Source organism: Streptomyces sp. RFCAC02 (assembly GCF_004193175.1).
Lineage (GTDB): Bacteria > Actinomycetota > Actinomycetes > Streptomycetales > Streptomycetaceae > Streptomyces.
Window position 1 is genome coordinate 2,987,311 of the sequence record NZ_SAUH01000001.1, and the last position, 24,470, is coordinate 3,011,780.

The 24,470-nt window shown below is 75.0% G+C and carries 21 protein-coding genes; 12 read left to right on the plus strand and 9 right to left on the minus strand.

Annotation, left to right across the window (positions count from 1 at the left end; translation table 11 throughout):
• The first annotated feature begins 393 nt into the window (after nt 1-393).
• The 4 genes from EMA09_RS13905 to EMA09_RS13920 are packed head-to-tail and all read left to right on the plus strand — an operon-like array spanning nt 394 to nt 3,326.
• Nucleotides 394-762 (plus strand): hypothetical protein, encoded by a 369-nt coding sequence (locus EMA09_RS13905; protein ID WP_129841361.1) that lies wholly within the window; start codon nt 394-396, stop codon nt 760-762.
• Nucleotides 759-2,411, plus strand: coding sequence for a hypothetical protein (locus EMA09_RS13910; protein ID WP_129841362.1), 1,653 nt, complete (start codon nt 759-761; stop codon nt 2,409-2,411). The genes EMA09_RS13905 and EMA09_RS13910 overlap by 4 nt, the downstream gene beginning before the upstream one ends.
• Before the next feature lie 34 nt (nt 2,412-2,445).
• Nucleotides 2,446-2,865: a MerR family transcriptional regulator gene (locus EMA09_RS13915; RefSeq protein ID WP_129841363.1), complete on the plus strand. Its 420-nt coding sequence runs from the start codon at nt 2,446-2,448 to the stop codon at nt 2,863-2,865.
• A complete protein-coding gene (locus EMA09_RS13920; RefSeq protein ID WP_129841364.1) occupies nt 2,862-3,326 on the plus strand; it encodes a carboxymuconolactone decarboxylase family protein in 465 nt (154 codons plus the stop codon). Before EMA09_RS13915 ends, EMA09_RS13920 begins: the two co-directional genes overlap by 4 nt.
• 3 nt (nt 3,327-3,329) lie before the next feature.
• Here EMA09_RS13920 and EMA09_RS13925 read toward each other — a convergent pair whose 3' ends face one another.
• Complete coding sequence (locus EMA09_RS13925; protein WP_129841365.1) at nt 3,330-3,893, minus strand: hypothetical protein; 564 nt, start codon at nt 3,891-3,893, stop codon at nt 3,330-3,332.
• A gap of 170 nt (nt 3,894-4,063) precedes the next feature.
• Here EMA09_RS13925 and EMA09_RS13930 point away from each other — a divergent pair, with 170 nt between their 5' ends.
• Both EMA09_RS13930 and EMA09_RS13935 read left to right on the plus strand, forming a co-directional pair.
• A complete protein-coding gene (locus EMA09_RS13930; RefSeq protein WP_129841366.1) occupies nt 4,064-6,304 on the plus strand; it encodes an MMPL family transporter in 2,241 nt (746 codons plus the stop codon).
• A 198-nt stretch (nt 6,305-6,502) separates the two neighbouring features.
• Nucleotides 6,503-9,091 (plus strand): rhamnogalacturonan lyase, encoded by a 2,589-nt coding sequence (locus EMA09_RS13935; RefSeq protein WP_206305946.1) that lies wholly within the window; start codon nt 6,503-6,505, stop codon nt 9,089-9,091.
• 3 nt (nt 9,092-9,094) lie between these two features.
• On the opposite strand, the gene EMA09_RS13940 is transcribed toward EMA09_RS13935, so the two are convergent.
• The 5 genes from EMA09_RS13940 to EMA09_RS13960 form a co-directional block, all read right to left on the minus strand.
• Nucleotides 9,095-9,946, minus strand: coding sequence for a hypothetical protein (locus EMA09_RS13940; RefSeq protein WP_129841367.1), 852 nt, complete (start codon nt 9,944-9,946; stop codon nt 9,095-9,097).
• A 39-nt stretch (nt 9,947-9,985) separates the two neighbouring features.
• Nucleotides 9,986-11,146, minus strand: coding sequence for a cytochrome P450 (locus EMA09_RS13945; protein ID WP_129841368.1), 1,161 nt, complete (start codon nt 11,144-11,146; stop codon nt 9,986-9,988).
• A gap of 160 nt (nt 11,147-11,306) precedes the next feature.
• On the minus strand, nt 11,307-13,508 hold the full coding sequence (locus EMA09_RS13950) for a terpene synthase family protein (RefSeq protein ID WP_129841369.1): 2,202 nt from the start codon (nt 13,506-13,508) through the stop codon (nt 11,307-11,309).
• A 136-nt stretch (nt 13,509-13,644) separates the two neighbouring features.
• Nucleotides 13,645-15,024: a deoxyribodipyrimidine photo-lyase gene (locus EMA09_RS13955; RefSeq protein WP_129841370.1), complete on the minus strand. Its 1,380-nt coding sequence runs from the start codon at nt 15,022-15,024 to the stop codon at nt 13,645-13,647.
• 128 nt (nt 15,025-15,152) lie between these two features.
• Nucleotides 15,153-16,199, minus strand: coding sequence for an AAA family ATPase (locus tag EMA09_RS13960; protein ID WP_129841371.1), 1,047 nt, complete (start codon nt 16,197-16,199; stop codon nt 15,153-15,155).
• Nucleotides 16,200-16,292: 93 nt separating this feature from the next.
• On the opposite strand from EMA09_RS13960, the gene EMA09_RS13965 reads away from it, so the two are divergent.
• Nucleotides 16,293-17,546, plus strand: a complete 1,254-nt coding sequence (locus EMA09_RS13965; RefSeq protein WP_129841372.1) for a pyridoxal phosphate-dependent aminotransferase — start codon at nt 16,293-16,295, stop codon at nt 17,544-17,546.
• Nucleotides 17,547-17,552: 6 nt separating this feature from the next.
• Here EMA09_RS13965 and EMA09_RS28975 read toward each other — a convergent pair whose 3' ends face one another.
• Nucleotides 17,553-17,735 carry a hypothetical protein gene (locus EMA09_RS28975; protein ID WP_240796388.1) on the minus strand — a complete coding sequence of 61 codons (183 nt, stop codon included), beginning with the start codon at nt 17,733-17,735 and terminating at the stop codon, nt 17,553-17,555.
• Nucleotides 17,736-18,298: 563 nt separating this feature from the next.
• The gene (locus EMA09_RS13975) at nt 18,299-19,240 is read right to left on the minus strand and encodes a MurR/RpiR family transcriptional regulator (protein ID WP_129841373.1); all 942 of its coding nucleotides are present in this window, start codon (nt 19,238-19,240) and stop codon (nt 18,299-18,301) included.
• Between the two features lie 99 nt (nt 19,241-19,339).
• On the opposite strand from EMA09_RS13975, the gene EMA09_RS13980 reads away from it, so the two are divergent.
• The 5 genes from EMA09_RS13980 (at nt 19,340) to EMA09_RS14000 (ending at nt 23,680) form a co-directional block, all read left to right on the plus strand.
• Nucleotides 19,340-19,897: a hypothetical protein gene (locus EMA09_RS13980; protein WP_129841374.1), complete on the plus strand. Its 558-nt coding sequence runs from the start codon at nt 19,340-19,342 to the stop codon at nt 19,895-19,897.
• A gap of 13 nt (nt 19,898-19,910) precedes the next feature.
• A complete protein-coding gene (locus EMA09_RS13985; RefSeq protein ID WP_129841375.1) occupies nt 19,911-21,128 on the plus strand; it encodes an FAD-dependent monooxygenase in 1,218 nt (405 codons plus the stop codon).
• Nucleotides 21,125-22,543: a M28 family peptidase gene (locus EMA09_RS13990; RefSeq protein ID WP_240796389.1), complete on the plus strand. Its 1,419-nt coding sequence runs from the start codon at nt 21,125-21,127 to the stop codon at nt 22,541-22,543. Before EMA09_RS13985 ends, EMA09_RS13990 begins: the two co-directional genes overlap by 4 nt.
• 57 nt (nt 22,544-22,600) lie before the next feature.
• Nucleotides 22,601-22,897 carry a type II toxin-antitoxin system VapB family antitoxin gene (locus EMA09_RS13995; RefSeq protein WP_129841376.1) on the plus strand — a complete coding sequence of 99 codons (297 nt, stop codon included), beginning with the start codon at nt 22,601-22,603 and terminating at the stop codon, nt 22,895-22,897.
• Nucleotides 22,898-23,002: 105 nt separating this feature from the next.
• Nucleotides 23,003-23,680 (plus strand): LytR C-terminal domain-containing protein, encoded by a 678-nt coding sequence (locus tag EMA09_RS14000; protein WP_129841377.1) that lies wholly within the window; start codon nt 23,003-23,005, stop codon nt 23,678-23,680.
• A gap of 4 nt (nt 23,681-23,684) precedes the next feature.
• Here the strand turns inward: EMA09_RS14000 and upp are convergent, their stop codons facing one another.
• Entirely contained in the window at nt 23,685-24,317 is a 633-nt protein-coding gene (gene upp / locus EMA09_RS14005; protein WP_129841378.1) for a uracil phosphoribosyltransferase, read from the minus strand.
• Nucleotides 24,318-24,470 lie beyond the last annotated feature (153 nt).

The window sequence follows — 24,470 nt, forward strand, 5'->3', positions numbered from 1 at the left end:
CGGACCGGCACGGCCGGACCGCCCCCGACGCACACACCCGACGCGGCACCGCGCCCGAACGGACCCCGGCCGGACCAGGCGGACTCCCACCCCGGTCCCCACAGGCCGCGCCGGAGCGGCGGGCCGACCCGCCGACCGATGCCCCGCCACCGGCCGAGCGCGGTGCACCCGGGTGACGCGGACACTCAAGCCCTCATCGAGACCTCGCCGACGGCACCACGAGCCGATCAGCCTCCGCAGGCCGCGTCCGGACGGGGGCACCGGCGAGCCGGCCCCCCGGGCGGAGGGCCGCGCGCGGCGCCCCCCGGTGGACGCGGTGGTGCCGGAGCGACCGGCGGGTGACGCGGGTGCGTTCCGCCCCGCCGCCGCCCCGGGGCGGTGGATACTTCGGGCATGAACGTTCGGCTGCTGCGCTCGGTGGGTGCCGCCACCGCTCTGTACGGTGTCGCCGTCATCGCCCGCCCGGGGCTGCTCGGGCGTCCCTCCGGACTCGGGGACGGTGAGCCGGTGCGGATCGGACTGCGGCCCGTCGGACTGCGGGACGCGGCCAACGGCACGGCCATGGTGCTGGCCCCGCGAGGACCCGCCCTCGCCTGCGCCGCGGCGCTGCGCGTGGCGTCCGACCTGGGCGACGCCCTCGTCCTCGGCCGCACACTGCCCTCCCGCCCGAAGCGCTGGGGAGCCGTCGCCGTGTCGCTGGGCTGGGGCGCGCTTTCTGTGGCCGGACTGCTGCTGCCGGAACGCAAGGGGGACCCCGCATGACCGACCGTCCGAACGCCGAGCCGTCCGCCGGAGGCATCCCTACGGGCGCCCTGGCCGCACTGGCCTCCGACGCCGCCCCGGAAGCCCCGGACGACCCCGCGATACGTGTCGCGGCGGCCCGGTTCCCCCGTCTCCGTCCCGGCGCCGACCGCGACAGCCTCCTCGACGCCCTGCGTCCCGCGCTGCGCCACGCGGCCTGCCCACCCGGCGTCAGGGCGTCCGTACTGGGCGCGTGCGCCGACGCCGAGCTGGCCCGGCTCGGCACCGCCGGCGCGCGGGAGCTGGCCGTACGGGCCGGCGACCCGCCCGCCATGACGCCCGCGCTCCTCACCCGGCCGACCGCGCCGCAGGCCGTCCTCGACGCCGGGGACACCATCGACGACGAGGTGTTCGCCGCCGCTGTACGGCTCCTGCCCGGCGAGCCCGCCGACCTCGCGGAGGGCGAGGACGTACGGGCCTGGCTGGCGGGGCACCGCGCGAACCTCGCCGCCTGGCGCACCCTGTGGCTCCGCGTCCTGCGCGCCCACCCCGGCCGGCACGGCGAGATCGTCCGGCTCACCGGGGGCACGGTGGCGGGCGTCATGGTCCGCGAACTGCTCCTCGGCGCACTGCCGTGGGACGTCGAGCCGGACGTGCTGCGGTCGGTCGCCGAGGCCGATCTCGCCCGGTTCGCCGGGGCCGTCCTCGCCACCCGCGTGTGCCGGCTGCTCACGGCCGGCGGGGCGACCGGCGCGGAGTGGGCCGGGATCGCCGACGAGCTGGCCGCCCTGCCGCCGGACGCCCGCGCCCTTCCCGAGGCATACCTCCCGTCGTCCGACGTCTCCGCCGAGGCCATGGCGGACACGGGCGCGCGCGGCCACAACGCGGCGGCCGACTGGGCGGCCCGCGCGGCGGACCGCTGGCGCCCCATCCTCACCCCGGCGCGCGCCGGGGAACGCGCCTGGCGCACGCCCCCGGAGGAGCTGCGCGCCCTCGGACAACGGTTCGCCCGCACCGCGGCCGAGGCCGTGGCGCTGTGGGAGACGCCGTCCGGCCGCCCCCGGCGCCGCCCGGTGGGCTGGCTGCGCGACCTGCTGCTGCACCACCCCGACGTGACGGACGGCCTGCGGGACGGCGTACGGGCGGTGCTGGCCGGCACCCGGGACCCGGACGCAGAGACGGCCGTCGTGGAACGCCTGCTCGCCGATCCGGGGCCACGCCTCGAACACGCCCCCGACGAGACCGTCGCACGCTGGCTCGACGACCACCCGGACGACCCCGCCGCCGTCGAGCGCGCCCTGCTCGCCCTCGCCGAACGACCGGGCGGACGCCGCCTGTTCCCCGCCGTCCTGGCACGTCACCCCGCGCCGGGCGAGGCGCTGCGCCGGCTGACGGAGGAGCTGCCGGCGCGCGTGACGGGCGGCGCGGCGGCCGAACGCGCCTGGGCGCGGGCCGTCACCGACGCGCCGGAGTGCACGCCGGAGACCGTACGCGCCCTCCCCGCGCACGCCGCGCTGGCGCCCCCGGTGGCCGCGCCCGTGCGCTCCGCCGTACGGGCGGCGCTCGGCACGGACCCGGCCGCGTGGGAGCGGTTCGCCGCGGGGCACGGCGGACCGCGGCTGCGCGACCTCCTCGACACGGCGGCGGACCGGGGGACGAACGGCGCTTGACCTGGAGCGCGCACCAAGTTCTACGGTCCTCCTCATGAGCAGCGGACAGGCCGCGCTCCCCGATCGGGAGCCGGCCCTCACCATCACCCAGGTCGCCGAACGCACCGGCCTGTCGCCGGACACCCTGCGGTACTACGAGAAGGCGGGGCTGATCGAACGGGTCGGTCGCACCACCGGCAACCAGCGCCGTTACGCCGCCGCCGACCTGGCATGGCTGGAGTTCCTGCTGCGGCTGCGGGCGACGGGCATGTCCATCGCCGGCATGCAGCGGTACGCGGCGCTGCGGGCGGCCGGCGACACGACCGTCGCCGAACGGCTCGCCCTGCTGCGCGCGCACCGCGCCGAACTCGCGGACCGCATCCGCACCCTGCGCCGCAACGCGTCCGCGCTCGACACCAAGATCCAGACGTACGAGGCCCTGCTGGCCGCCGACGAAGAGGACGACGCACCATGACCACCACCCCCGCCACCGACGCCCCCGCCCTGACCCGCGACGAGCGGTTCACCCGCGGGCTCGCCGCCCTCGACCGGATCGACGGCGAGGCCGGCCACCGCGTCATCGCCTCGCTCGCCGACGTCTCCCCCGAACTCGGGCATCAGGTCGTCGCCTGGGCCTTCGGCGACATGTACGACCGGCCGGGGCTCGCGCCGCGCGACCGGCAGCTCGTGACCCTCGGCGTCCTGACCGCGCTGGGCGGCTGCGAGGCCCAGCTCGACGTGCACGTGAACGCCGCCCTCAACGTCGGCCTCACCCCCGGGGAGATCACCGAGGCCCTGCTCCACTCGGCCGTCTACAACGGCATCCCCAGGGCGCTCAACGCCACCCTCGCCGCCAAGAAGGTCTTCGCCGAACGCGGGCTGCTCCCCGTCGGCCCGGCGGGCACGGACGGGGAGCGGGCGGACGCCGCCGCCTGACCGTCAGGCGACGCGGGCGCCGAGCGAGCCGCGGGTCAGCAGAAAGTGCGCCCGCAGCGTCGGCCGGGCGAGGACGAGACCCGCTACGACGAACACCGCGCCGAGCGCGCCGGCCAGGTTCGCCGTGTCCTGCGACGCCACCGGGACGAACGCGTACCACTGGGTGCCGCCCGCCTCGTGGATCGGCTCCCACACGCCGGCCGCCAGCACGAAGCCGAACACCCCCTGCGCGACGAGTCCGAGCGGCAGCGCGGCCGTCACGCACCCGGCCGTCATGTCGGCGAGCAGCCAGCTCACGTACCGCCAGGGCAGCAGCCGCGAGGGACCCGCCGCCAGGGCCGGCGCACTCATGGGGACACCGCCCCACGCGTCGGCGAGCCGCGCGCGGTGGGCGGCGTACCGGTCGATGCGCCGTACGAGCCACGGCGTCGTCCACAGACCGGCGCCGACCGCGGTCAGGGCCATGGAGGTGATCAGCAGGCTGAACAGCAGCGCCGAGCACACGACGGACACGACGGCGAGTGCGAAGCCGCGTGCGACGGCGAGAAAGGCGTTCCCGGTGACCATCGTTGCTCTCCTCCATGGATCGTTCCGGCTTTCGGTGACCTCACTCTCCCGCGCCGGGCGGGGATCCGTCAGCGGGGCGGGGGCGAGTCCCGGGGGTGTACCTGACACCACCCCCGGTGGGCGGGGCAGACGGCTGGGGCGGCGGCCGCGGCGTTCCTAGCGTCGGCGGTATGACGCGAACACATCGGAACCACCACCCGGCCGGCGGGCCGGCCCGCCCCGGGCTCGCCGTACGGCTCGGCGGCTGGAGCACCCGCCACCGCGGGACCGCGATCATCGGATGGCTGCTCTTCGTGGTGGTCGCCGTGGTCGCGGGCGCCGCCTCGGGCACGCAGTCGCTCACCCGGGCCGAGTACGGCACGGGCGAGTCGGGGCAGGCCGTGCGCATCCTGGAGGACGCCGGCATCGACGAACCCGCCCACGAGATGGTCATGCTGCGCGCCGACGAGCCCGACGGCTGGCGCGCGGCGGCCGGCGAGCTGGCGGACGCGCTGACCGCCACCGGCGAGGTCGCGCCCCTGACGGACCCGGTGGCCTCCGGCGACGGGCGCGCCGGCCTGCTCGCCTTCGACTTCGCCGGCGACCCCGAGACGGTCACCGACCGCGCCGACCCGGTCCTCGACGCGGTGGACGCGGTACGGGCCGGCCACCCGGAGCTGACGTTCCACCAGTTCGGCGAGGCGACGGCCGGGATCGCGCTGTCCGACATGCTCGGCAGCGACCTGCGGACCGCCGAGTTCACGGCCGTGCCGCTGGCGCTCGGCATCCTGCTGGTCGTCTTCGGCGCGTTCGCCGCCGCGCTGCTGCCGGTCTTCCTCGCGCTGACCGCGTGCGTCGGGACGTTCGGCCTGCTGGCCCTGACCAGCCACCTGGTGGCGCTCGACGAGGCGACCAACTCCGTGATGTTCCTGGTCGGCCTCGCCGTCGGCGTCGACTACTGCCTCTTCTACCTGCGCCGGGAGCGGGACGAGCGCGCCGCCGGGCGGGACCCGGAGACCGCGCTGCGGGTGGCGGCGGCCACGAGCGGCCGCGCGGTCCTGGTGTCCGGGTTCACGGTGCTCGTCGCGATGTCCGGCATGTTCCTGTCCGGGCTCGCGCTGTTCCACGGATTCGCGGTCGCGACGATCCTGGTCGTCCTGATGGCGATGCTCGGGTCGGTCACGGTGCTGCCCGCCACACTGTCGCTGCTCGGGGACCGGGTGAACGCGGGGCGCGTCCCGTTCCTCTCCCGCCGCAGGGAGCGCCGGGCGGCGGCCGGGCGGGCGCGCGACGGTCTCTCCGGGCGGCTCATGCGTCCGGTGCTGGCGCGCCCCGGCCTGTTCGCCGCCGGTGCGGCGGCGGTGCTGCTCGTCCTGTGCGCGCCCGCCCTCGGGATGCGGACGGAACAGCTCGGCATGGAGAAGCAGCTCGGATCCGACGCCGAACTGACCATCGCCCACCGGGAGATCACCGGGACGTTCCCCGGCGGCCCCGCGCCCGCCGAGGTGGTCGTCCGGGCGGACGACGTGACGGCGCCCGGCTTCACCGACGCGCTCGCGCGGTTCGAGGACCGGGTGACGGCGGCCGGGCGGTTCGGTGACCGGGTGGCCGTGGAGCGGTACGAGGCGGAGGGCGTCGTACGGATCTCGGTCCCGCTGGAGGGCGACGGATCGGACGACACGTCGAAGGCGGCCCTCGCCGAGCTGCGCGACTCCATCGTCCCCGACACGCTCGGCCGGGTCGGTGACGCGTACGTGGCGGGCGACCTGGCCGAGTCGCTGGACTTCACCGACCAGCTCGGCACGGACATCGTGCCGGTGCTGCTGTTCATCGCGACCGTCACGTTCGTGCTGATGCTCGTGTGCTTCCGGTCGCTGCCGATCGCGCTGGTGTCGATCGTCCTCAACCTGCTGTCGGTCGGCGCCGCCTACGGCACGATGACGGCGGTCTTCCAGCACGGCTGGGGCGCCTCCCTGCTCGGCACGGAGAAGGCGGGCGCGATCGAGGCGTGGATGCCGCTGTTCGTGCTGGTGATCCTCTTCGGCCTGTCGATGGACTACCACGTGTTCGTCGTGTCCCGCATCCGTGAGGCACGGCTGCGCGGCCTCGCCACGCGGGAGGCGATCCGCGAGGGGATCCGGGGGACGGCCGGCTCGGTGACGGGCGCGGCGGTGATCATGGTCGCGGTCTTCTCGGTGTTCGCGCTGTTGCGGATGCAAGACATGCAGCAGATGGGTGTCGGGCTCGCGGTGGCGGTCCTCGTGGACGCGACGCTCGTCCGGATGGTGCTGCTGCCGGCCGTGATGGCGCTGCTGGGCGAGCGCAACTGGTACCTGCCCCGGTTCCTGTCCTGGCTGCCGAACGTCGACCACGGCGAGGCCGCGCCCGAGCCGGCCCCGGCGCCCGTGCCCCTCGTGCCGGCCGGCCGGTGATCCGCTGCTGACGGCCTCTCATCCCGGTGTCCCGGTACGCGTCCGCGTGCCGGGACACCGGCGCGAGGTGACGGAGCGTGAGGCGCCCGACCCCTTGACGGGCGTCCCGAGCGCTCGTACCGTCGCCGCCGGATTCATGGATTGAAACGACTCAATCGATGCCGGTCCACCCACCCACCGGAGGAAGGGCGTCCCCTTGTGAGACACCACGGGCACAGAACGCGGCGGCTCGCCGTCGTGCCGCTCGCCGGACTGCTGGTCACGGCCGCCGGAACGGCCGCGGCGCAGGCCGCACCCGCGCAGGCGCTCGGCGGCCGGGGCGACGACGGCCCGGCCGCCGTCCAGCTCGAGAACCTCGACCGCGGCCTGGTCGCCGTCAGCACCGGCGAGGGGACGTTCCTCTCCTGGCGGCTGCTCGGCTCCGAGGTCACCGGCCACACCGACACCGGCGTCGCCGGCGCCGACTTCGCCGTCTACCGCGACGGCGAGCGCCTCGCCACCGTCGAGGACAGCACCAACTACCTCGACCGCGACGCCCCCGCCGGCGCCGAGTACCGCGTCGCCGCCGTCGTGGACGGCGCCGAGGTCGACCTCTCCGACCCGGTGACCCCCTGGTCGGACAGCCACTACGACCTGCCGCTCCAGAAGCCCGCCGACGGCGTCACCCCGGCCGGCGAGACCTACACGTACTCCGCCAACGACATGTCGGTGGGCGACGTGGACGGCGACGGCCAGTACGAGTACGTCGTCAAGTGGTACCCGTCCAACGCCAAGGACGTCTCCCAGGTCGGCTACACCGGCAACACGTACATCGACACGTACGAGCTCGACGGCACCCTGCTGAACCGCATCGACCTCGGCGTCAACATCCGCAGCGGCGCGCACTACACGCAGTTCCTCGTCTACGACTTCGACGGAGACGGCCGCTCGGAGACGATCCTCAAGACCGCCCCCGGCACCCGCACCACCCAGTACGACGAGGACGGCGACGCCGTCTCCGAGGACTACATCACCCTGCCCCGCTCCGACGTGCGCGCGGGCTACAGCAACGAGGACGACTACCGGCTCTCCGCCGACGGCTACTACGACCACCTCGTCGAGATGTTCCTCGGCTGGGACGAGCACCCCGAGGTCGTCGCCGGCAACTGGCCCGCCACCCTCGAAGAGGCGTTCGACATCGAGCCGCGGTACGACTACCCGCTCGGCCGGGCCGACGCCGAGGCGCTCGCCGACTACTTCATCGACGTCTACGCGCCGAGCCGCAGCAGCCGCAACAACCTCCGCGCCTTCGAGGGCTTCGTCCTCGACGGCCCCGAGTACCTGACCGTCTTCGACGGCGCCACCGGCGCCGAGCTGGAGACCGTCCCCTACGAGCCGGGACGCTACGACGACGGCCTCATGTGGGGCGACTACGCCATGAGCCGCATCGAGCCGGGCAACCGCGTCGACCGCTTCCTCTCCGGCGTCGCCTACCTCGACGGCACCCACCCCTCCGCCGTCTTCGCCCGCGGCTACTACACACGCACCAACGTCGTGACGTACCGCTGGGACGGCCGCCACCTCACCCAGGACTGGGCCGTGGACAGCGGCTGGACCCCCATGTCCAACCCGTTCAACGACTCCCCGCACGGCGTCGACGGCACCGACCCCGAGTACGGCACCCTCACCACGCAGGGCTTCCACTCGCTGAGCGCCGCCGACGTGGACGGCGACGGCCGCCAGGAGATCGTCTACGGCTCCGCCACGCTGGACGACGACGGCAGCCTGCTGTACAGCTCGTTCGGCGAGATGCCCGACGAGAGCCCGACGCCCGGCGTGTCGGCCCGCCTCGGCCACGGCGACGCCATGCACGTCACCGACATCGACCCGAACCGCCCGGGTCTGGAGATCTTCACCGTGCACGAGGGCGCCACGAGCGCGCCCTACGGGTACGCCCTGCGGGACGCCGCCACCGGCGAGGTCCTGTACGGCGGCTACACCGGCCGGGACACGGGCCGCGGCATGGTCGCCGACCTGCTGCCCGAGTACCCGGGCCTGGAGACCTGGGCGTCCCTGCCCGCCGAGTCGTCCGAGACCGGCCTGTGGAGCGCGGACGGCACGTACATCGGCGGCGACGCCCCCGGCAACAACCAGAGCATCCATTGGGCCGCCGACATGTCCACCCAGATCATCGACGGCGCCGGCGACGTCACGCCGACCATCGAGGACTGGCGGCGCGGCACCCTGCTCACCGCCGACGGCACGCTGACGAACAACGGCACCAAGGGCAACCCCTCCCTCGTCGCCGACGTCCTCGGCGACTGGCGCGAGGAGATGCTCGTCCGCACCGCCGACAGCTCCGCGATCCGCCTCTACCTCTCCACCGAGGTGACGGACCACAAGCTGTACACGCTGATGCACGACCCCCAGTACCGCGCCGAGGTCGCCCGGCAGCAGACGGCGTACAACCAGCCGTCGTACACCGGCTTCTACCTCGCCAGTGACACCGACTGGTCGGCCGTCCCCGTGCCCGACTACTGGGCGCCGGGCAGCATCGGCGACCTGCGGGACCGCCTCGACGCCTACGCGGAGAGCGGTGACGTGCGCGGCCCGCTGCTGCTCGCCGTCCTGCGGGTCCAGCTCACCGTCGCGGAGACCGCGGCCGAGCACGGCGCGACGCGTACGGCGACCGCCGCCCTCGACCGCTTCACCGACCGCCTCGCCCACCCGCTGCTCGGGTCGGTCTCGGACACCGCGCGCGACGCCCTGACGCACGGCGCGGCGACCGTGGCCGCGATGCTCACCTGATGTTCAGGGGGCGTGGGACCGGTACCGCGCGCTGGCCCGGTGCCAGTCCCACGCCCCGCGCACCGCGCCCGTGACGCGCGCCCCGAGGAGCCGCCCCTGCGGCCCCGACCGGGCGAGGTCGTCACGGGCGCGCAGCAGGTCGGCGACGCGGTCGCCGGTCATGCGTTCCGCCTCGGCCACCGCGTCGTCCCAGCCGCCGCCGCGCCGCTCGCGCAGCAGGACCGCGAGGTTCCCGCGCTCCCCCGCGCGCCGGTCGCGGGGCAGGGAGTGGATGTCGTTCGTCCACGCCATGACATCGCTGGCCGCCGCGACCGTCGTACGGGCCGCGGCGCCGCCGACCAGCGCGTCGGGGAACGACTGCCGCTCCACGTACTCGATCAGGTCGAACACGGGGTACGCCCCGAACGACCGCCGCCGCCACGTCACGTACGCCGCGACGTCCGGCAGGGGCACGGCCCCCGTCCGCACCGCCGCCTGCCACCGGTACCCGGCGACGCAGCCGCGCAGGTGCCGCGTGAACCGGTGCCGCCACGCGTCCGGCGCGCCCGCCGTCACGGCCGGCCACAGGTCGCGGGCCAGCGCCTCGTGGAAGACGCGGGGCACCCGCCCCGGCGGTCCGCCCGGCGCGTCGAACCAGTCGTCCAGCGTCAGCAGCCACACGTAGAAGCGCGCGAGCACGGCCATCTCGGCCCAGCCGGCGGTGCGGTAGTAGCTGGTGGCCAGGGTCACGACGCGGGAGGCGGCGAGCGCCCGCCCGCCGGCCTCGTCCACCAGGCCGCGCCGGACCGCCCAGGCGTACGCCTGCGCCTCGATCTCGTCCGAGCGGGGATGGAGCGGCTGCGGTCGGATGGGCATCAACAAAACGATTCGCCTCCTTCGGCGGGCGGCCCTCGGTCAGCAGGTCACCGGCAGCGCCGCGAGCCGCCGCGTGCGGTGGGACGGGCGCCACGCCAGCTCGCCCGGCGGGACGGCGAGCGCCAGGTCCGGGGCGCGGTGCAGCAGGGCGGTCAGTGCGACACTCGCCTGGAGCCGCGCCAGCGGGATGCCGAGGCACACGTGGATGCCGCGGCCGAACGACAGGTGGCCCTGTCCGCCGCGGTCGAGATCGAGCCGGTCGCCCTGGGGGAAGCGGCGCTCGTCCCGGTTGGCCGAGGCGAGCGAGAGCAGCACCGAGTCGCCGGCCGGGATGCGGGTGCCGCCGATCGTCAGCTCCTCGGTCGCGAACCGGCGGATGGCCAGCGGCAGCGGCCCGTCGAACCGCAGCAGCTCCTCGATCGCGGCGGGCAGCAGCGCGGGGTCGGCGCGGAGCCGTTCCCAGTGGTGCCGGGGGCTCAGGAGGGCGAGGACGCCGTTGCCGATGAAGCTGGCGGTCGTCTCGTGCCCGGCCGCCAGGACGATGAACGCGACGCTGACGAGTTCGTCCTCGGTGAGCCGGCCGTTCTCGTCGCACGCCTCGACGAGTCCGGTGATGAGGTCGTCGGCGGGGTTCTCGCGCTTCTCGGCGATGATGCGCCGCAGGTGGCTCTCGGCCCGTCGTATCGCGTCCGCCGCCGCGTGCGGGCAGCCGGGGATCAGCAGGGTGTCGGTCCAGTCGGCGACCTCACGCGCCTCCTCGCGGGGGATGCCGAGGAGGTCGCAGATGACGCGCAGCGGCAGGGGCAGCGCGAGGTCCGCCATGAGGTCGGCGGAGCCGGTCGGCAGGACGGCGTCGAGGAGGTGTTCCGTGTGCTCCTCGACGGCGGTCCGCAGGGACTCGGCGGAGCGCCGGGTGAACGCGTGGGAGACCAGCCGGCGCAGGCGGGTGTGGTCGGGTGGGTCGAGGTGCAGCAGATCGTTGCGCAGGGCGGGCGGCAGGGGGAGTCCGCGGTAGCCGCAGCCGTTGCTGTGCGCGGCGTTCGTGGACAGGCGGGGGTCCTGGAGCGCCGCGCGCACGTCCGCGTAGCGCGTCACCAGCCAGGCCGGCGCTCCGTCCGGTCCCGTGACCTGGTGCACGGAGCCGCCGGCCCGCAGCCGGGCGTAGTGCCCGTACGGATCTGCGAAAAAGGTCTCATCCATGTGCACGCTACGTAGCGTACATGTGTACTTACGGTCCGCAACAGAGTGAGTGAGGAAACCTTTCCCTAGCCGGTTGGCGTGTGTTATAAGCACGCCCTCCGCGCCGCCCGCACCGCTTGAGCGGGCGGCGCACGACCCCGGTGGGGGGCACCCGGCGGGATTACGCGGGCTGTGCCGCCCAGGGCCGCAGGGCGGCGGTGCCGAGGCCGCGGGGACCGGTCGGGAGGGCCGGCCGCAGGTCCTCCTCGCGGTAGCGGCGGCAGCCCCGGTGCCAGATGAGGATGCCGGCGAGCCAGTGCTCCAGATCGGTGGTGTAGGCGCCCAGAGCCGACCGTTCCTGCTCATCGAGGTTCAGATCCTCACAGAGAACGGGCAGTTCATGAGCGACGACATGCTGGAACTGACGCATCCTGGACTTCATCAGATCGTCGATGATCGCGAGGCCGGTCGGGTAGTCGCAGTCGAAGAAGTTCTGCACGACCAGGACGCCGTTGTGCAGCTCGCCCTCGTACTCGATCTCCTTCTGGTACGAGAAGACGTCGTTGAGGAGCCCCGCGTAGTCGGCGGCCGCGTTCTCCAGGGAGAGGAGCGGGCCGCTCGCGTACACCTCGGGCGGCAGCGTCCGGCCGCGCCGCAGCCAGCACAGGCTCATCGTGAACTCCGCGCCGAACGTCCGCCGCCGCATCTCCAGGTAGTCCACCGGCTCGGGGACCCGGTTGGCCGCCTGGTTGTCGAGTTCCCACAGCCAGGAGGCCGTCATCTCCTCGATGGAGGTGCGGAAGACCCGGCGGTGCTCCGGCGTCATCGGCCCCGCCGTACGGCGCCACAGGTCGGCGAGGCCGCGCTCCAGCGCGTTCGTCGGCGGCGGCGTGGCGGACGGGTCGTCCACCGGGGTGTACGCGCCCAGGCGCTCGGTGAGCAGCCGCGCGCCCGCGAGATCACGGGTGCGCCCGAAGACGACCGGGTAGTAGTCGTCGCCGTACGTCCCCCAGGTGAGCCAGCAGGAGGCGATCTCCAGGTCGTCGGCCGTGGCGTCGGGGTGGATGCCGGCGGCGCAGAGCGGGAAGTCGTAGCCGGCGAGCTTGTCCTCCGTCCACACGCCGGGGGGTTCGCTGGTCATGCCCATGGCGCGGCCCCAGGCGACGGTGGCGCGCCGGGCGGCGTCCAGGTGGGGGCTGAGCCGCGTCGTGAAGGGCATGTCGAAGTCCGGCAGCACGGACGGGCCGACGTGCCGGTGCGGGACGTGCGAGAAGCGGCGCGCCCGCGCGGTCTCGGCACGGCGCGTCGTGGGCGGGAAGCAGGCGGCCGACGTGCCGATCCCGGTCGGCCCCGGCAGCCCCGCCAGCGCGCCGTGCCGCTCGGCGGCGGCACCGCCGTCGTTCATGTAGCGGCTGGAGCGCAGGTGCCACTCGTGGCCGCCGGACTGCCAGTCCTGGAGGCCCTTGGCGTACGCGAGGACGCGGGCCACGCCGTCGGGCGCGAGCCCGGTCTCGGCGAAGAGCGTCGGCAGCTCGGCGAGCGCCGTGTGCTCGAACTGCTGGAGGCGCGCGGTGAGCAGGTCGTTCACCGCCTCGGCGGCGTCCTGCGTGGAGCAGCCGAAGAACGTCTCCAGGACGAGCACGCCGTTGCTGAACTCGCCCTCGTCCTCGACCTCGCGCTGGTAGGAGAAGAGGTCGTTCCGCAGGTGCACGCCGTCCGAGAACGTGTCGCGCAGCACGCGCAGCGGACGGGACGCCGCCACCTCGGCCGGCACCTCGGCGCGCGCGGCGAACTCCACGAGCCCCGCCGACCAGGGGGCGCCGCCGACCTTGCGGCGCATCTCGATGTACTCGACCGGGTTGGGGATGCGGCCGGCGTTGATGTTGGAGAGCTCCCACAGGGACTCGTTGAGGAGGTTCGCGGTGCTCTCGGCGAACCTGGCGCGCCAGTCGGGCGACATCGCGGGCACCGTGCGTGCCCACAGGTCGGCGAGCCCGGCCTCGACGGGGTTGGCGGGCTCGGGGGTGCCGGTGGCAAGATCCATCGGCATGAAGGCCGGCAGCCGGTCGAGATGGCGTTTGCCTCCCGGCCGGTCCTGCGTGCGCTTGAACAGTTCCAGGAAGTGGTCGTCGAAGAAAAAGACCCACACGTACCAGTCGGTGACCAGGCACAGGTCGGAAGCGGTCGCGTCGGGATGGGTGTAGGCGCACAGGAGCGCGTAGTCGTGGGCCTCGAGATCGCGCTCGTCCCACACCCCCGAACCCTCCAGCATCCCCATCGACCGCGCCCACTCGCGGGTGTGCGCGCGGGCCTCGTCGAGGTGGGGGTTCAGCCGTGCCGGATAGGGGGTGTAGAACGCGGGCAGGTGGAAGGGCTGAGTCACCCCGCCAGCATCGCGGCTGCTCGTTGGCGTTACAGAGCGCCTGCCCCAAACCACCCGCTCGGGTGAATCGGGGTGTGGACTTCCGCGCCGGTGCGGACCGGCGGACGGTCACCCCACGTGACCGGCGCCCGGTCCGTCAGGGCTTCCGGTGGGCCATGAAGCGGTCGGCGGCCGGGCGGAGGTCGAGGAGGGGCGGCGGATAGCCGGTGGCCGCGCGTTCCCCGTCCGGCAGGCGCCAGGGCCGGTGGACGCCGGCCCCCGTGACGCCGGCCAGTTCCGGCACCCAGCGGCGCACGTACTCCCCGGCCGGGTCGTACCTGCGGGCCTGGGCGACCGGGTCGAGGAGGCGGTTGAACCGGGAGTCGGTACCCGTACCGGCGATCCACTGCCAGTTCATCTGATTGTTCGCCAGGTCGCCGTCGACGAGGTGGCGCAGGAAGTGCGCTGCGCCGACCCGCCAGTCGACGTACAGGTACTTGGTGAGGAAGCAGGCGGTGACGAGCCGCGCCCGGTTGTGCATCCAGCCCTCGTGCCGCAGCTGGCGCATCGCCGCGTCGACGAGCGGATAGCCGGTGCGGCCCTCGCGCCAGGCGTCGGCTGCCCGCTCGTCGCTGCGCCAGCGGTCGCCGCGCGTGCGGTAGTCGCGGCGCGCCGCGTCGGGGCGCGCCGCCAGCACCTGGTGGTGGAAGTCCCGCCACGCGAGCTGCCGTACGTACGCCTCGGCGCCGGGGCCGCCGCGCCGCTCCGCGCGGTCGCGGACCTCGGCGGCGGACAGACAGCCGAAGTGCAGGTCGGCGGAGAGGCGGGAGGTGGCGTCGGCGGCGAGGTCGTCGTGGCGGTCGGCGTACGCGTCCAGGGGGCCGCGCAGCCAGGCGGCGAGGCGGCGGCGGGCCGCGTCCTCACCACCCCGCGGGAGCCCGGGCGCGGGCGCCTCCCACGCGGCGCGTGGCACGAGGGAGCGGGCGTCCGGCAGGTCGTCCCCGGCGACACCGGGCACGCGCACGCGGCGCGGCGCGGCCAGGACGGGGCGGCGGGGGACGTCGGCCCAGCGGCGGAAGTAGGCGGAGAAGACGGCGAAGTGGTCCTTGCGGCCGGTCGGCAGGACGGTGCCGGGCGGGACGATCGTCTGGGAGCCGTCGTGGACGCGCAGATCACGTCCGTCGGACTGGAGGGCGGCCCGCAGCGCGCCCTCGCGGCGGTCGGCGTACCCGCTGACGCCCGCGGCGGTGTGCACGGTGCGGGCGCCCGTCTCGGCCGCCACCCGGCACGTCTCCTCGACGACGCCGCCGCGCCGCACGACGAGCCGCCCGCCGCGCGCCCGCAGCCCGGCGTCGAGGGCGGCGAGGCTGTCGGCGAGGAACGCGGCACGGTTCGGCACGGCGAACCCGGTCCCGCGCACACCGGAGTCCACGACGAACAGCGGCACGACCTCGTCGGCCTCCCCGACGGCCGCGTGGAGCACCGGATTGTCGTGCAGCCGGAGATCAGCGGTGAACAGAACGACGGCGACACTCATCCGCACACACCCCGTTCATCCTGTTCGACACGGATTCGCCCCATACCGCGGCACACTATCCCGGCCACGGGACAGCCCCCTCTACCGACGAACCCGTACGCCCGAAGCAACCACGACAACGGCCCCGGTCACGGACGCACGGACCCGACGGGGACCGACAGGCTCGTCGCGCCGTCCACCCGCTCCGCGACGACGAGTTCGTCCAGTGCGAACTGGTCGAGCAGGGTGACGGACTGGGTGGCGGCGAGGACCTGGCTGTGGGCGGAGGCCGACCGGAACAGCTCGGCCAGGACGGTGATCGCGAAAGGGTGCAGTCCCAGCTCCGGCTCATCGAGCACGAGCAGCGCCGGCGGGCGGGGCTGGAGCAGGAGGACGGTCAGGCAGATGAAACGGAGGGTGCCGTCGGACAGGGCGTCGGCGGGGAAGACCGTGTCGGACCCGGACTGCCGCCACCGCAGCGGCACCCGCCCCGCCGGGTCCTCGGCGAGGACGAAGTCGCGGAAGAAGGGGGCGACGGACCGCACCGTGCGTACGATCTGCCGGTACTCCGCCGGAGACCCGTCCCGCAGGCGCTGCAGGAACGCGGCGAGATTGCGTCCGTCGGGATGGAGGACCTCCGTGTCGGACGCGTACCCCGGCTGCTTCACCGGGGCGCCGGGGGTCGTGTCGTGGAAGTGGAACACCCGGCAGCCCCGCAGTATCTCCAGCGTGTGACGCGCCACGTCGCCGGCCCCTGACTGCCCTTCCCCGGCGATGTCGGCGAGTCTCGACTCACGGTGGCCACGGCCGAGTTGCCGGTTCCAGGGCTGCGCGTGGCGCGCCCTGTCGTGGAACTCCACCGCCTCGCGGCCGAAGACCAGTTCGTCCCTGCGCGAGGGGACGAGAGCCGCCTCGTAGGCGTTCACGAGATCGCCGTCGTCCGCCTCGACACGCAGCGCGATCTCCGCCGGGGCCTCGGCCGAGTCGTGCAACAGGGCCATCGCGCCCCCGCGCAGCCCGACCTCCATGCCCAGCTCGCCGTCGGCGATACGACCGAGCAGTTCGACGGCCTCGATGACATTGCTCTTGCCCGCGCCGTTGGGGCCGACGAGCACGGTGACCGGCCCCAGGGCCAGTTCGACGTGGCCGATCGACTTGTAGCCGGTGACGGTGATGCGCCGGACCTTGCGTGACATGGCCTCAATGTATCCGCGGCCCCGCCCCGACGTGACGCACGTCAAGTTGCCTATCTCTGCACTCATGCAATTTTTCTTGCAAGAATGACCCGCATGAGCACCACGATCAGTCCCACCCTCGCCATCGACACCGCCGTCCGTGCCCGCCGTGAGCGTGGCGAGCGCGTCCTCCACCTCGGGTTCGGCGAGGCCGGTCTGCCCGTTCCCCCGTCCATCGCCGATGTCCTCGCCCAGGCCGCCCCGCGCAACGGCTACGGTCCCGTCGCCGGCTCGCACGAGGCGCGCGACGCGGCGGCCGGCTGGTTCACGAGGCGCGGGCTCCCGACGCGCGCCGAGCAGGTGGTGTTCGCGCCGGGCAGCAAGCCCCTGCTGTACGCGCTGCTCGCCGCGCTCCCCGGCGACGTGGTCCTGCCGCGCCCCGCCTGGGTGAGCTACGCGGCGCAGGCCGCCCTCACCGGCAAGCGCGTCATCGGCGTCCCCGTCCCCGCCGAGGCCGGCGGCGTCCCCGACCCGGACCACCTCGCGCACGCGCTGGCCACCGCCGACAACCCCGGCGTCCTCGTCCTCACCGTGCCCGACAACCCGACCGGCACGGTCGCCAGGCCCGGCCACCTGCGCGCCGTCTGCGACCTGGCGGCCCGTCACGGCCTCGCCGTCATCGCCGACGAGATCTACGCCGAACTGGTCCACGACGGCGGCCCGGCCCCCCGCGCCGCCGGCCACCTCCCCGACCGCACGGTCGTCACGACCGGCCTCAGCAAGTCCCTCGCCCTCGGCGGCTGGCGCATCGGCTTCGCCCGCTTCCCCGACGGCGCCTGGGGCGACGGCGTCCGCGCCGACGTGGCCGGTGTCGCGAGCGAGGTGTGGTCCGGGCTCGCCGCGCCGATGCAGGCCGTCGCCGCGCACGTCCTCGCCGACCCGCCCGGGATCCTGGCGCACATCGCGGCCGCGCGCCGCCTGCACGGAACGGTCGCGGCAGCCGTGCACGCCGAGTTCACGGCGGCCGGCGCCGAGTGCCGCGCGCCCGAGGCCGGTTTCTACCTCTACCCGGACCTCGGCCCGCACCGCGAGGCCCTCGCCGCGCGCGGCATCGACGGCGCCGACGCGCTGGCCGGGCACCTGCTCGACGCGCACGGCGTCGGCGTCCTGCCCGGCACGGCGTTCGGCGACACGCACGACGCCCTGCGGGTCCGCGTCGCCACCAGCCTGCTCTACGGCGACACCACCGAGGAACGCCACGCGGCCCTGCGGGCGGACGACCCGCTGTCCCTGCCCTGGCTGGCCGCGTCGCTGGGCCACCTGCGCACGGCACTGCACGCGCTCACCGGCACGTCGCGGGCCGCCTGACCGCCGTCAGGTCCGGTCGTCGGCCGGGAACGCGCGCACCGCCGGCGCGACGGCCCGCGCGAGGTCGTCCGCCGTCAGCAGCTCGCCGCCGATCGGGACGGTGGCCAGTCGCCCGCCGGGGAGGGTGCGCGCGACCTCCTCGGCGAGCGCCGTCGGGTGCCGCGGGTCGGTGCCGGGGAGGACGAGCACGGCGCGCCGATCGCGGCGAGTTCGCCGACGTCCCGAAACGAACGGTCGCGCCCGATGGCCGCCGCGGCGACCACGCTCGCCGGGTCGGAACGGGGTATGGCGTCGCGCACCATGGCCCCGACGACGGGCGGGAAGTGCACGAGCACGGGCTCCCGGCCGGCCTCGATGCCCCCGGCCGCGACGCGGGCGGCGAACGCGTCGCGGAACCAAATCTCCTCCTCCTTCGCCGCGTCGTCCTCGACCCCGACCAGCACGGCGGCCCGCACCGGCGAAGGCGGCGTCGGCGATCCCGAGACGGTCCAGGAGCCCGAGCATGTCGTCCGTGTACCGGGACCACGAGCGGCCGAACCCCGAAGGTCCGGCAGGACGACCGTGCAGCGGTCCGCGAGCCGTTCGGCCAGGGGCAGCATGCTCCGGTGGTCGGGGCCGCCGGCGTGCATCAGCAGAAGGGGCGCGCCCCCCGCCCATGACGGTGGCGTGCAGGGTGCAGCCGTCGGCCGCCCGATGGGGACGACCGCGTCCCGTAGCACGGATCCGCCGCCCGCTGTCGCGATTCCGCCACGTCAGCGCGGCGCCTCGTACACGTCGAAAGCGTCCAGCAGTTCCTCCTCCGCCAGCAGCGACGACCGCGCGTCCTGGCCGAGCGCCCCCGCCACGCCCGCCGCGAGCGCCTGCACCAGCGCGGTGAAGCCCGTCAGCGACCGCAGCACGGAGGGTCCGGACGCGTCCACGTAGAAGACGTGCTCCCCCGACACCGCCAGCGGCGACGACGCGTTGTCCGTCAGCGCCACGCACCGCGCGCCCCGGTCCCGCGCCCACGCCGCCGCGCGCACCGTGTCGGCCGCGTAGCGGTGGATCGCCAGCGACACGAAGCAGTCGCCCTCCCGTACGCGCCGCAGTTCGTCCGTCAGCAGCCCGGAGCCCCCCGTGACGGTGACGACGTCCTCGCGCAGCATCCGCAGCAGGTACCCCAGCAGGTACGCGGGCGCGTGGCACTTCCGCAGCCCCATCACGTGCACGCGCGGCGCCTCCGCCAGCGCGCGCACCGCCCCGTCCCACACCGCGGGGTCGATCCGGGCGAACGTCCGCGCGATGTTGGCCCGGTCCAGCGCCGCCGCGCGCTCCAGCAGGTCGCCGTCCTCGCCGCCGAGCTGTTCGAGCGTGCGGTAGCGGCGCAGCAGTTGCGCCTGCTCGCGCAGCCGCTCCCGGCACAGCCGCGTCAGCCCCGGGTAGCCGTCGAGGCCGAGCCCCGCGGCGAACCGGACGACGGTCGCCTCGTTCACCCCGACCGCCGACGCCAGCTCCGACACGGTCATGAAGGCGACGCCCTCCGGGTCGGCCAGCACCCGGTCGGCCAGCAGCCGCTGCGACCGCGTCAGCGCGTCCCGCCGCTCCCTGAGCAGCGCGGACAGCTCGTCGAACGTCCCCGGCGGGTCCTTCGGCGGGGACGGTGCCGGGGAGCGGCGGGACGGACGGGACGCGGACGGATCGACTGGCGACGGCATGCCCCCATCCTCGCGCCCACCCGACCGAGTGACCTCAGGCCCCCACCGCGCGTTTGCCTACCGACACACCCCATCCACGCAACGGGAGCGGACAGCCGTATGCACACGCCCCTGCCCACACCCTGCGCCTCTTTTCCCCTGGGCGACCACCGTGACCCCCGTGCCACGCCCGACCGCTTCGCGTCGCCCCTGACCCGCATACTGCTCGCCGGTGACGGCCTGACGACCACCCTGCTCGAAGCCCTCGCCGGTGAACGCCCCCGCCTGCACCGCGTCGCCCAGTCGCACGCCCCCGCAGCCGCCGGCGGCCCGGCCGTACCGCCCCTGCTGCACGTCGCGCCCGGCACGGACGTGCTGGTCCGCCGCACCGCCCTGCTGCGCGCGGACGGCGCCCCGCTGTCCGCCAACCACGTCGTGGCGCACCTCGGCCCCCACCTCCCGGCGGCCATCACCGCCTGCCTCACCGGCGACTCCGTCCCCCTCGGCCCGGCGCTCAACGCCGCCGGCGCGGGCCACCGCCGCACGCTCCTCGACGTCGGCCGCCGCACCTGGGACGCCCGGCCGGCCTGCTACAAGACGTACCTCGTCTGGCACGGCGACGCGCCGCTCGCCCTGATCAACGAGCTGTTCCACCCCGACCTCGTCCCCGCCGACTGACCGGCCGCCGCCCGTGCCCAGCCTCCGCACCCGCGTCGCGATCATCGGGGCAGGACCCGCCGGTCTCGTCCTGGCCAACCTCCTCGCCCGCGCGGGCACCGACTGCGTCGTGCTGGAACGTCACTCCCGCGCCGCCGTCGAACGCCGCCCCCGCGCCGGGCTCGTCGAGCACCGCGTCGTCCGCCTGCTCGCGGCCCACGGCCTGGCCGACGGCCTCATCGCCGGCGGCGTCCCCCACGGCTGGTGCGACTTCCTGTGCCGGGGCCGCCTCCTGCGCCTCGACTACGCCGCGCTCGGCGGCGCCGGCCACTGGGTCTACCCGCAGCAGCTCCTCGTCCGCGACCTGATCGCGGCACTGGAGGCGGCCGGCACGCCCCCGCTGTTCGCGCGCGCCGCCGTCGGGATCGACGACACGCCCGGCGCCCCGCTCACGGTCCGCTGCGCCGACGGCCTCACCGTCGCCTGCGACCTCGCCGTCGGCTGCGACGGCCCGCTCGGCCCGTCCCGCACCGCCCTGCCCGCCGCCGTGCGCGCCGGACGCAGCGCGCGCCGCCACCCGTACGACTGGCTCGCCGTCCTGGCGGAGGTGGACCGGCCCGTGCCCGGCGTGGTGTACGGAGTCCACGCGGCGGGGTTCGCGGGGATGATGCCGCGCTCCCCGCGGCTCGCCCGCTTCTACCTCCAGTGCCCACCGGGCGACACGGCGGCCACCTGGCCGCCGGGCCGGATCACCGCCGCGCTGCGCCACCGCCTCGACGGCGCGGACCTGCCCCGTATCGGCGCGGTCACCGAGGCCCGCGTCCTGCGGATGCGCTCCGAGATCACCGCGCCGATGGGCCACGGACGGCTGCTCCTCGCCGGTGACGCCGCGCACGTCCTCACCCCGTGCGGCGCCAAGGGCATGAACCTCGCCATCGCGGACGCCGCCGCCCTCGCCGCCGTCATCGCCTCTCCCACAGCCGCCGGCCCCGCCGCCGCGTACTCGGCACGCCGCCTCCCGGACGTACGGCGCACCCAGGCGTTCTCCGGGCGTCTGCTGCGCCTCCTGCACCTGCCCGCCGCGCACGGCGCCGACCGCGACCGCGCGCTCGGCCGCCGCCTCGCCGCCATCGAACACCTGGTCACCCCCGGCCCGCGCGCCACCGCGTTCGCCCGTGCCTACGCCGGCGCCGCCGACCTCCCCGAGACGACCGAATCCACCCATAACGTGCGCTACCGTCCCATGCCGTGATCGTTCGCACCGCCCGTGCCACCGCCGTCCTGACCGCCACCGCCGCCCTCGCCGCCGTCCCCCTCCTCCTCGGCGCGGCACCGGCCACGCCCCCGGCGCCCGCGCCGCACGACCGGGCGGAGGTCTTCGCCCGCGCCCTCGCCGACGCGACGACCGCCGACGGCGCGCTCCGCCACCTCGCCGAGTTCCAGCGCATCGCCGACGCGTCCGGCGGCCACCGCGCCGCCGGCAGCCCCGGCCACGAGGAATCCGCCCGGTACGCGGGCCGCCTCCTCGAAGCCGCCGGCTACGACGTCACCCACCAGCGCTTCACCTTCGACCACCGCGAGCCGCTCACCGAACGCCTGACCCAGCTGACGCCCGACGAGCGCGCCATCCCCGTCCGCACCCTCACCTACACCCCGGCCACCCCCGACGGCGGCATCCAGGCCCCCCTCGCCGACGCCGGCACCGCCTGCGCCCCCTCCCCCGCCGGCACGTACACCGGCCGCATCGCGCTGATCGAACGCGGCGACTGCACCTTCGCCGAGAAGCAGGCCAACGCCGCCGCGGGCGGCGCGCTCGCCGCGCTCGTCCGCAACAACACCGCGGGCGAGCTGAGCGGCACCCTCGGCGACCCCGCCGCCGGCCGCATCCCCACCGGCGGCATCACCCGCGAGGACGGCACCGCCCTCGCCGACGCCCTGGCCGCCGGCGAGACCGTCACCGTCCGCCTCGAACTCGCCGAGCTCGCCGAGGAACGCGAGACGGTCAACGTCATCGCCGACTCCCCCGGCGGCGACCCCCGGCGCACCGTCATGGCCGGCGCGCACCTCGACTCCGTGCCCGACGGCCCGGGCATCAACGACAACGGCTCGGGCTCCGCCGCCCTCCTGGAGACGGCCCTGCGGCTCGCCGAGGCCGACCCGGCCGGCCGCGCACCGCACCACCTGCGGTTCGCCCTGTGGTCGGCCGAGGAGTCGGGCCTCGCCGGCTCCGAGCACTACGTCGAGCACCTTCCAGGCGGCGCCAGCGACGCGATCGCGCTGTACCTCAACTTCGACATGCTCGCCTCGCCCAACCACGGCCTCTTCGTCCTCGACGGCGACCCGGCCATCGCGGGCGACCTGACGGAGCTGCTGCGCGCCGAGGGCGCCGACCCCGAGGCGACCGCGCTCGACGGACGCAGCGACCACACCCCGTTCATCGACGCCGGCATCCCGGCCGGCGGCGTGTTCACCGGCGCCGAGGGCATCAAGACCCCGGCCGGCGCCGACCGGTGGGGCGGGACAGCGGACAGCGCGTACGACCCCTGCTACCACCGCCCCTGCGACGACCTCGACAACATCGGCCGCCCCGCCCTCACCGTCACCGCCCGCGTCGTCGCCCACGCCGTCGGCCGGTACGCGTGGAGCCTCCCCGGCACCGCGCGCTGACCGCCGGCGGCACCGCGGAGGCTGCGGCGGCGGGCCGCCGACCGGTAGGCTTCCCGTGTGATCTTCAAGCGCATCGGAAACGGACGACCGTACCCCGACCACGGCCGGGACAGCACCCGGCAGTGGGCGGACGTCGCGCCGCGCCCGGTCCGGCTCGACCAGTTGATCACGACGAAACAGCAGCTCGACCTGGAGACCCTCCTCGCCGAGGACTCCACGTTCTACGGCGACCTTTTCGCCCACGTGGTCAAGTGGCAGGGCGACCTCTACCTGGAGGACGGCCTGCACCGGGCGGTCCGCGCGGCACTCCAGCAGCGCCAGGTACTGCACGCGCGCGTCCTCGAACTGGGCTGACCGGCGCCGCCGCGGCCCGCGCGCCACTGCGCTGTTCGGGGCGCCGGGAGCCGTTTAGCTGATCATGTCTTGGGCCACCGGCACGTGCGTGGCTACGCTGCGGCCATGAGCATGCTGACGCCACCGGGCATGGGCGGCAAGAAGTTCCGCATCACGGGTGACCGCTACCCGAGGATGCGCCGGCCGCGCCGCCGCCGCCGGGCCGCACTCGCCGTCTTCGCCGTGGTCACGGTGCTCGGCCTGCTCGGCTACGGGACCCTCCAGCTCATCGACGTCTTCACCGGCGACGGCGACCGCCCCGCCGGCGCGGGCACGCGCAACGCCGCGGGCCGCCAGGACTGCGCGGGCGGCGGCACCGACACCCGGGTGGACCTGCCGAAGCCGGACACCATCACCGTCAACGTCTACAACGCCACCACGCGCACCGGACTGGCCCAGGCGACCGCCGACGCCCTCGCCGAGCGCGGCTTCTCCATCGGTGAGGTCGAGAACGCCCCGGCGGACCTCGACGGCCAGGTCGACGCCACCGCCCTGCTGCTGGGCACCGCGGCGGCCGAGGAGTCGGGCGCCCTGACCGTCCTCGGCGCCCAGGTCGAGGACGCGGAGACGGGGACCCCCGAGTCCGGCGAGCGGGCCGACAACCCGGCCGTCGTCGACTTCGTGATCGGCGACGGCTTCACCGAACTGGCGGCCGCCGACGAGGCCGAGCAGCGGCTCGCCGACCTGGCGTCGCCCTCGGCCGAGCCGGCCGGGGACGACGCCTCGTCACCGCCCGCCTGCTGACCGGCTACACGGTCCCGTACATCCGGTCGCCCGCGTCGCCGAGGCCCGGCACGATGAAGCCCTGCTCGTTCAGCCGCTCGTCGAGCGCGCCGGTGACCACCGTCACCGGCGCGCCGGCCAGCTCGCCCTCCAGCCGCTCGACGCCCTCAGGGGCCGCCAGCAGGCAGATGACCGTCACGTCGTCGGCGCCGCGCCGGATCAGCTCGCGGACGGCCGCGACGAGCGTGCCGCCGGTCGCCAGCATCGGGTCCAGGACGTACACCTGACGGCCGGACAGGTCGTCGGGCATGCGGTTCGCGTAGGTGGACGGCTCCAGCGTCGTCTCGTCGCGGATCATGCCGAGGAAGCCCACCTCGGCGGTCGGCAGCAGCCGCACCATGCCGTCGAGCATCCCCAGCCCCGCCCGTATGATCGGCACGACCAGCGGCCGGGGGTGCGACAGCCGCACGCCCGTGGTCTCCGCCACCGGCGTGGTGATGTCCACCACTTCGGTGCGGACGTCGCGGGTCGCCTCGTAGGCCAGCAGGGTGACCAGCTCGTCGGCGAGCCGCCGGAAGGTCGGGGAGTCGGTGCGCGCGTCGCGCAGCGTGGTCAGCTTGTGGGCCACCAGAGGGTGGTCGACGACGTGGGTCCGCATGGGGCCGACAGTACCGAACCCCGCCGACAACCGGTGCCTGACCGGCTGGTTCGCCGATGTGGACCCCCGGTGGACAATCGACGGCGGCGACGTGGAGAGTGGTGCGTGGAGAAAGGAGCGGGCCACGCCCGCGACCGCCCGCCCGGGGCGCCG

Bases quoted from the DNA above. Each gene is read 5' to 3' on its own strand.
- EMA09_RS13905 (WP_129841361.1), top strand. From the start codon at position 394: ATGAACGTTCGGCTGCTGCGCTCGGTGGGTGCCGCCACCGCTCTGTAC.
- EMA09_RS13910 (WP_129841362.1), top strand. From the start codon at position 759: ATGACCGACCGTCCGAACGCCGAGCCGTCCGCCGGAGGCATCCCTACG.
- EMA09_RS13915 (WP_129841363.1), top strand. From the start codon at position 2,446: ATGAGCAGCGGACAGGCCGCGCTCCCCGATCGGGAGCCGGCCCTCACC.
- EMA09_RS13920 (WP_129841364.1), top strand. From the start codon at position 2,862: ATGACCACCACCCCCGCCACCGACGCCCCCGCCCTGACCCGCGACGAG.
- EMA09_RS13925 (WP_129841365.1), bottom strand. From the start codon at position 3,893: ATGGTCACCGGGAACGCCTTTCTCGCCGTCGCACGCGGCTTCGCACTC.
- EMA09_RS13930 (WP_129841366.1), top strand. From the start codon at position 4,064: ATGACGCGAACACATCGGAACCACCACCCGGCCGGCGGGCCGGCCCGC.
- EMA09_RS13940 (WP_129841367.1), bottom strand. From the start codon at position 9,946: ATGCCCATCCGACCGCAGCCGCTCCATCCCCGCTCGGACGAGATCGAG.
- EMA09_RS13945 (WP_129841368.1), bottom strand. From the start codon at position 11,146: ATGGATGAGACCTTTTTCGCAGATCCGTACGGGCACTACGCCCGGCTG.
- EMA09_RS13955 (WP_129841370.1), bottom strand. From the start codon at position 15,024: ATGAGTGTCGCCGTCGTTCTGTTCACCGCTGATCTCCGGCTGCACGAC.
- EMA09_RS13960 (WP_129841371.1), bottom strand. From the start codon at position 16,199: ATGTCACGCAAGGTCCGGCGCATCACCGTCACCGGCTACAAGTCGATC.
- EMA09_RS13965 (WP_129841372.1), top strand. From the start codon at position 16,293: ATGAGCACCACGATCAGTCCCACCCTCGCCATCGACACCGCCGTCCGT.
- EMA09_RS13975 (WP_129841373.1), bottom strand. From the start codon at position 19,240: ATGCCGTCGCCAGTCGATCCGTCCGCGTCCCGTCCGTCCCGCCGCTCC.
- EMA09_RS13980 (WP_129841374.1), top strand. From the start codon at position 19,340: ATGCACACGCCCCTGCCCACACCCTGCGCCTCTTTTCCCCTGGGCGAC.
- EMA09_RS14000 (WP_129841377.1), top strand. From the start codon at position 23,003: ATGAGCATGCTGACGCCACCGGGCATGGGCGGCAAGAAGTTCCGCATC.
- upp (WP_129841378.1), bottom strand. From the start codon at position 24,317: ATGCGGACCCACGTCGTCGACCACCCTCTGGTGGCCCACAAGCTGACC.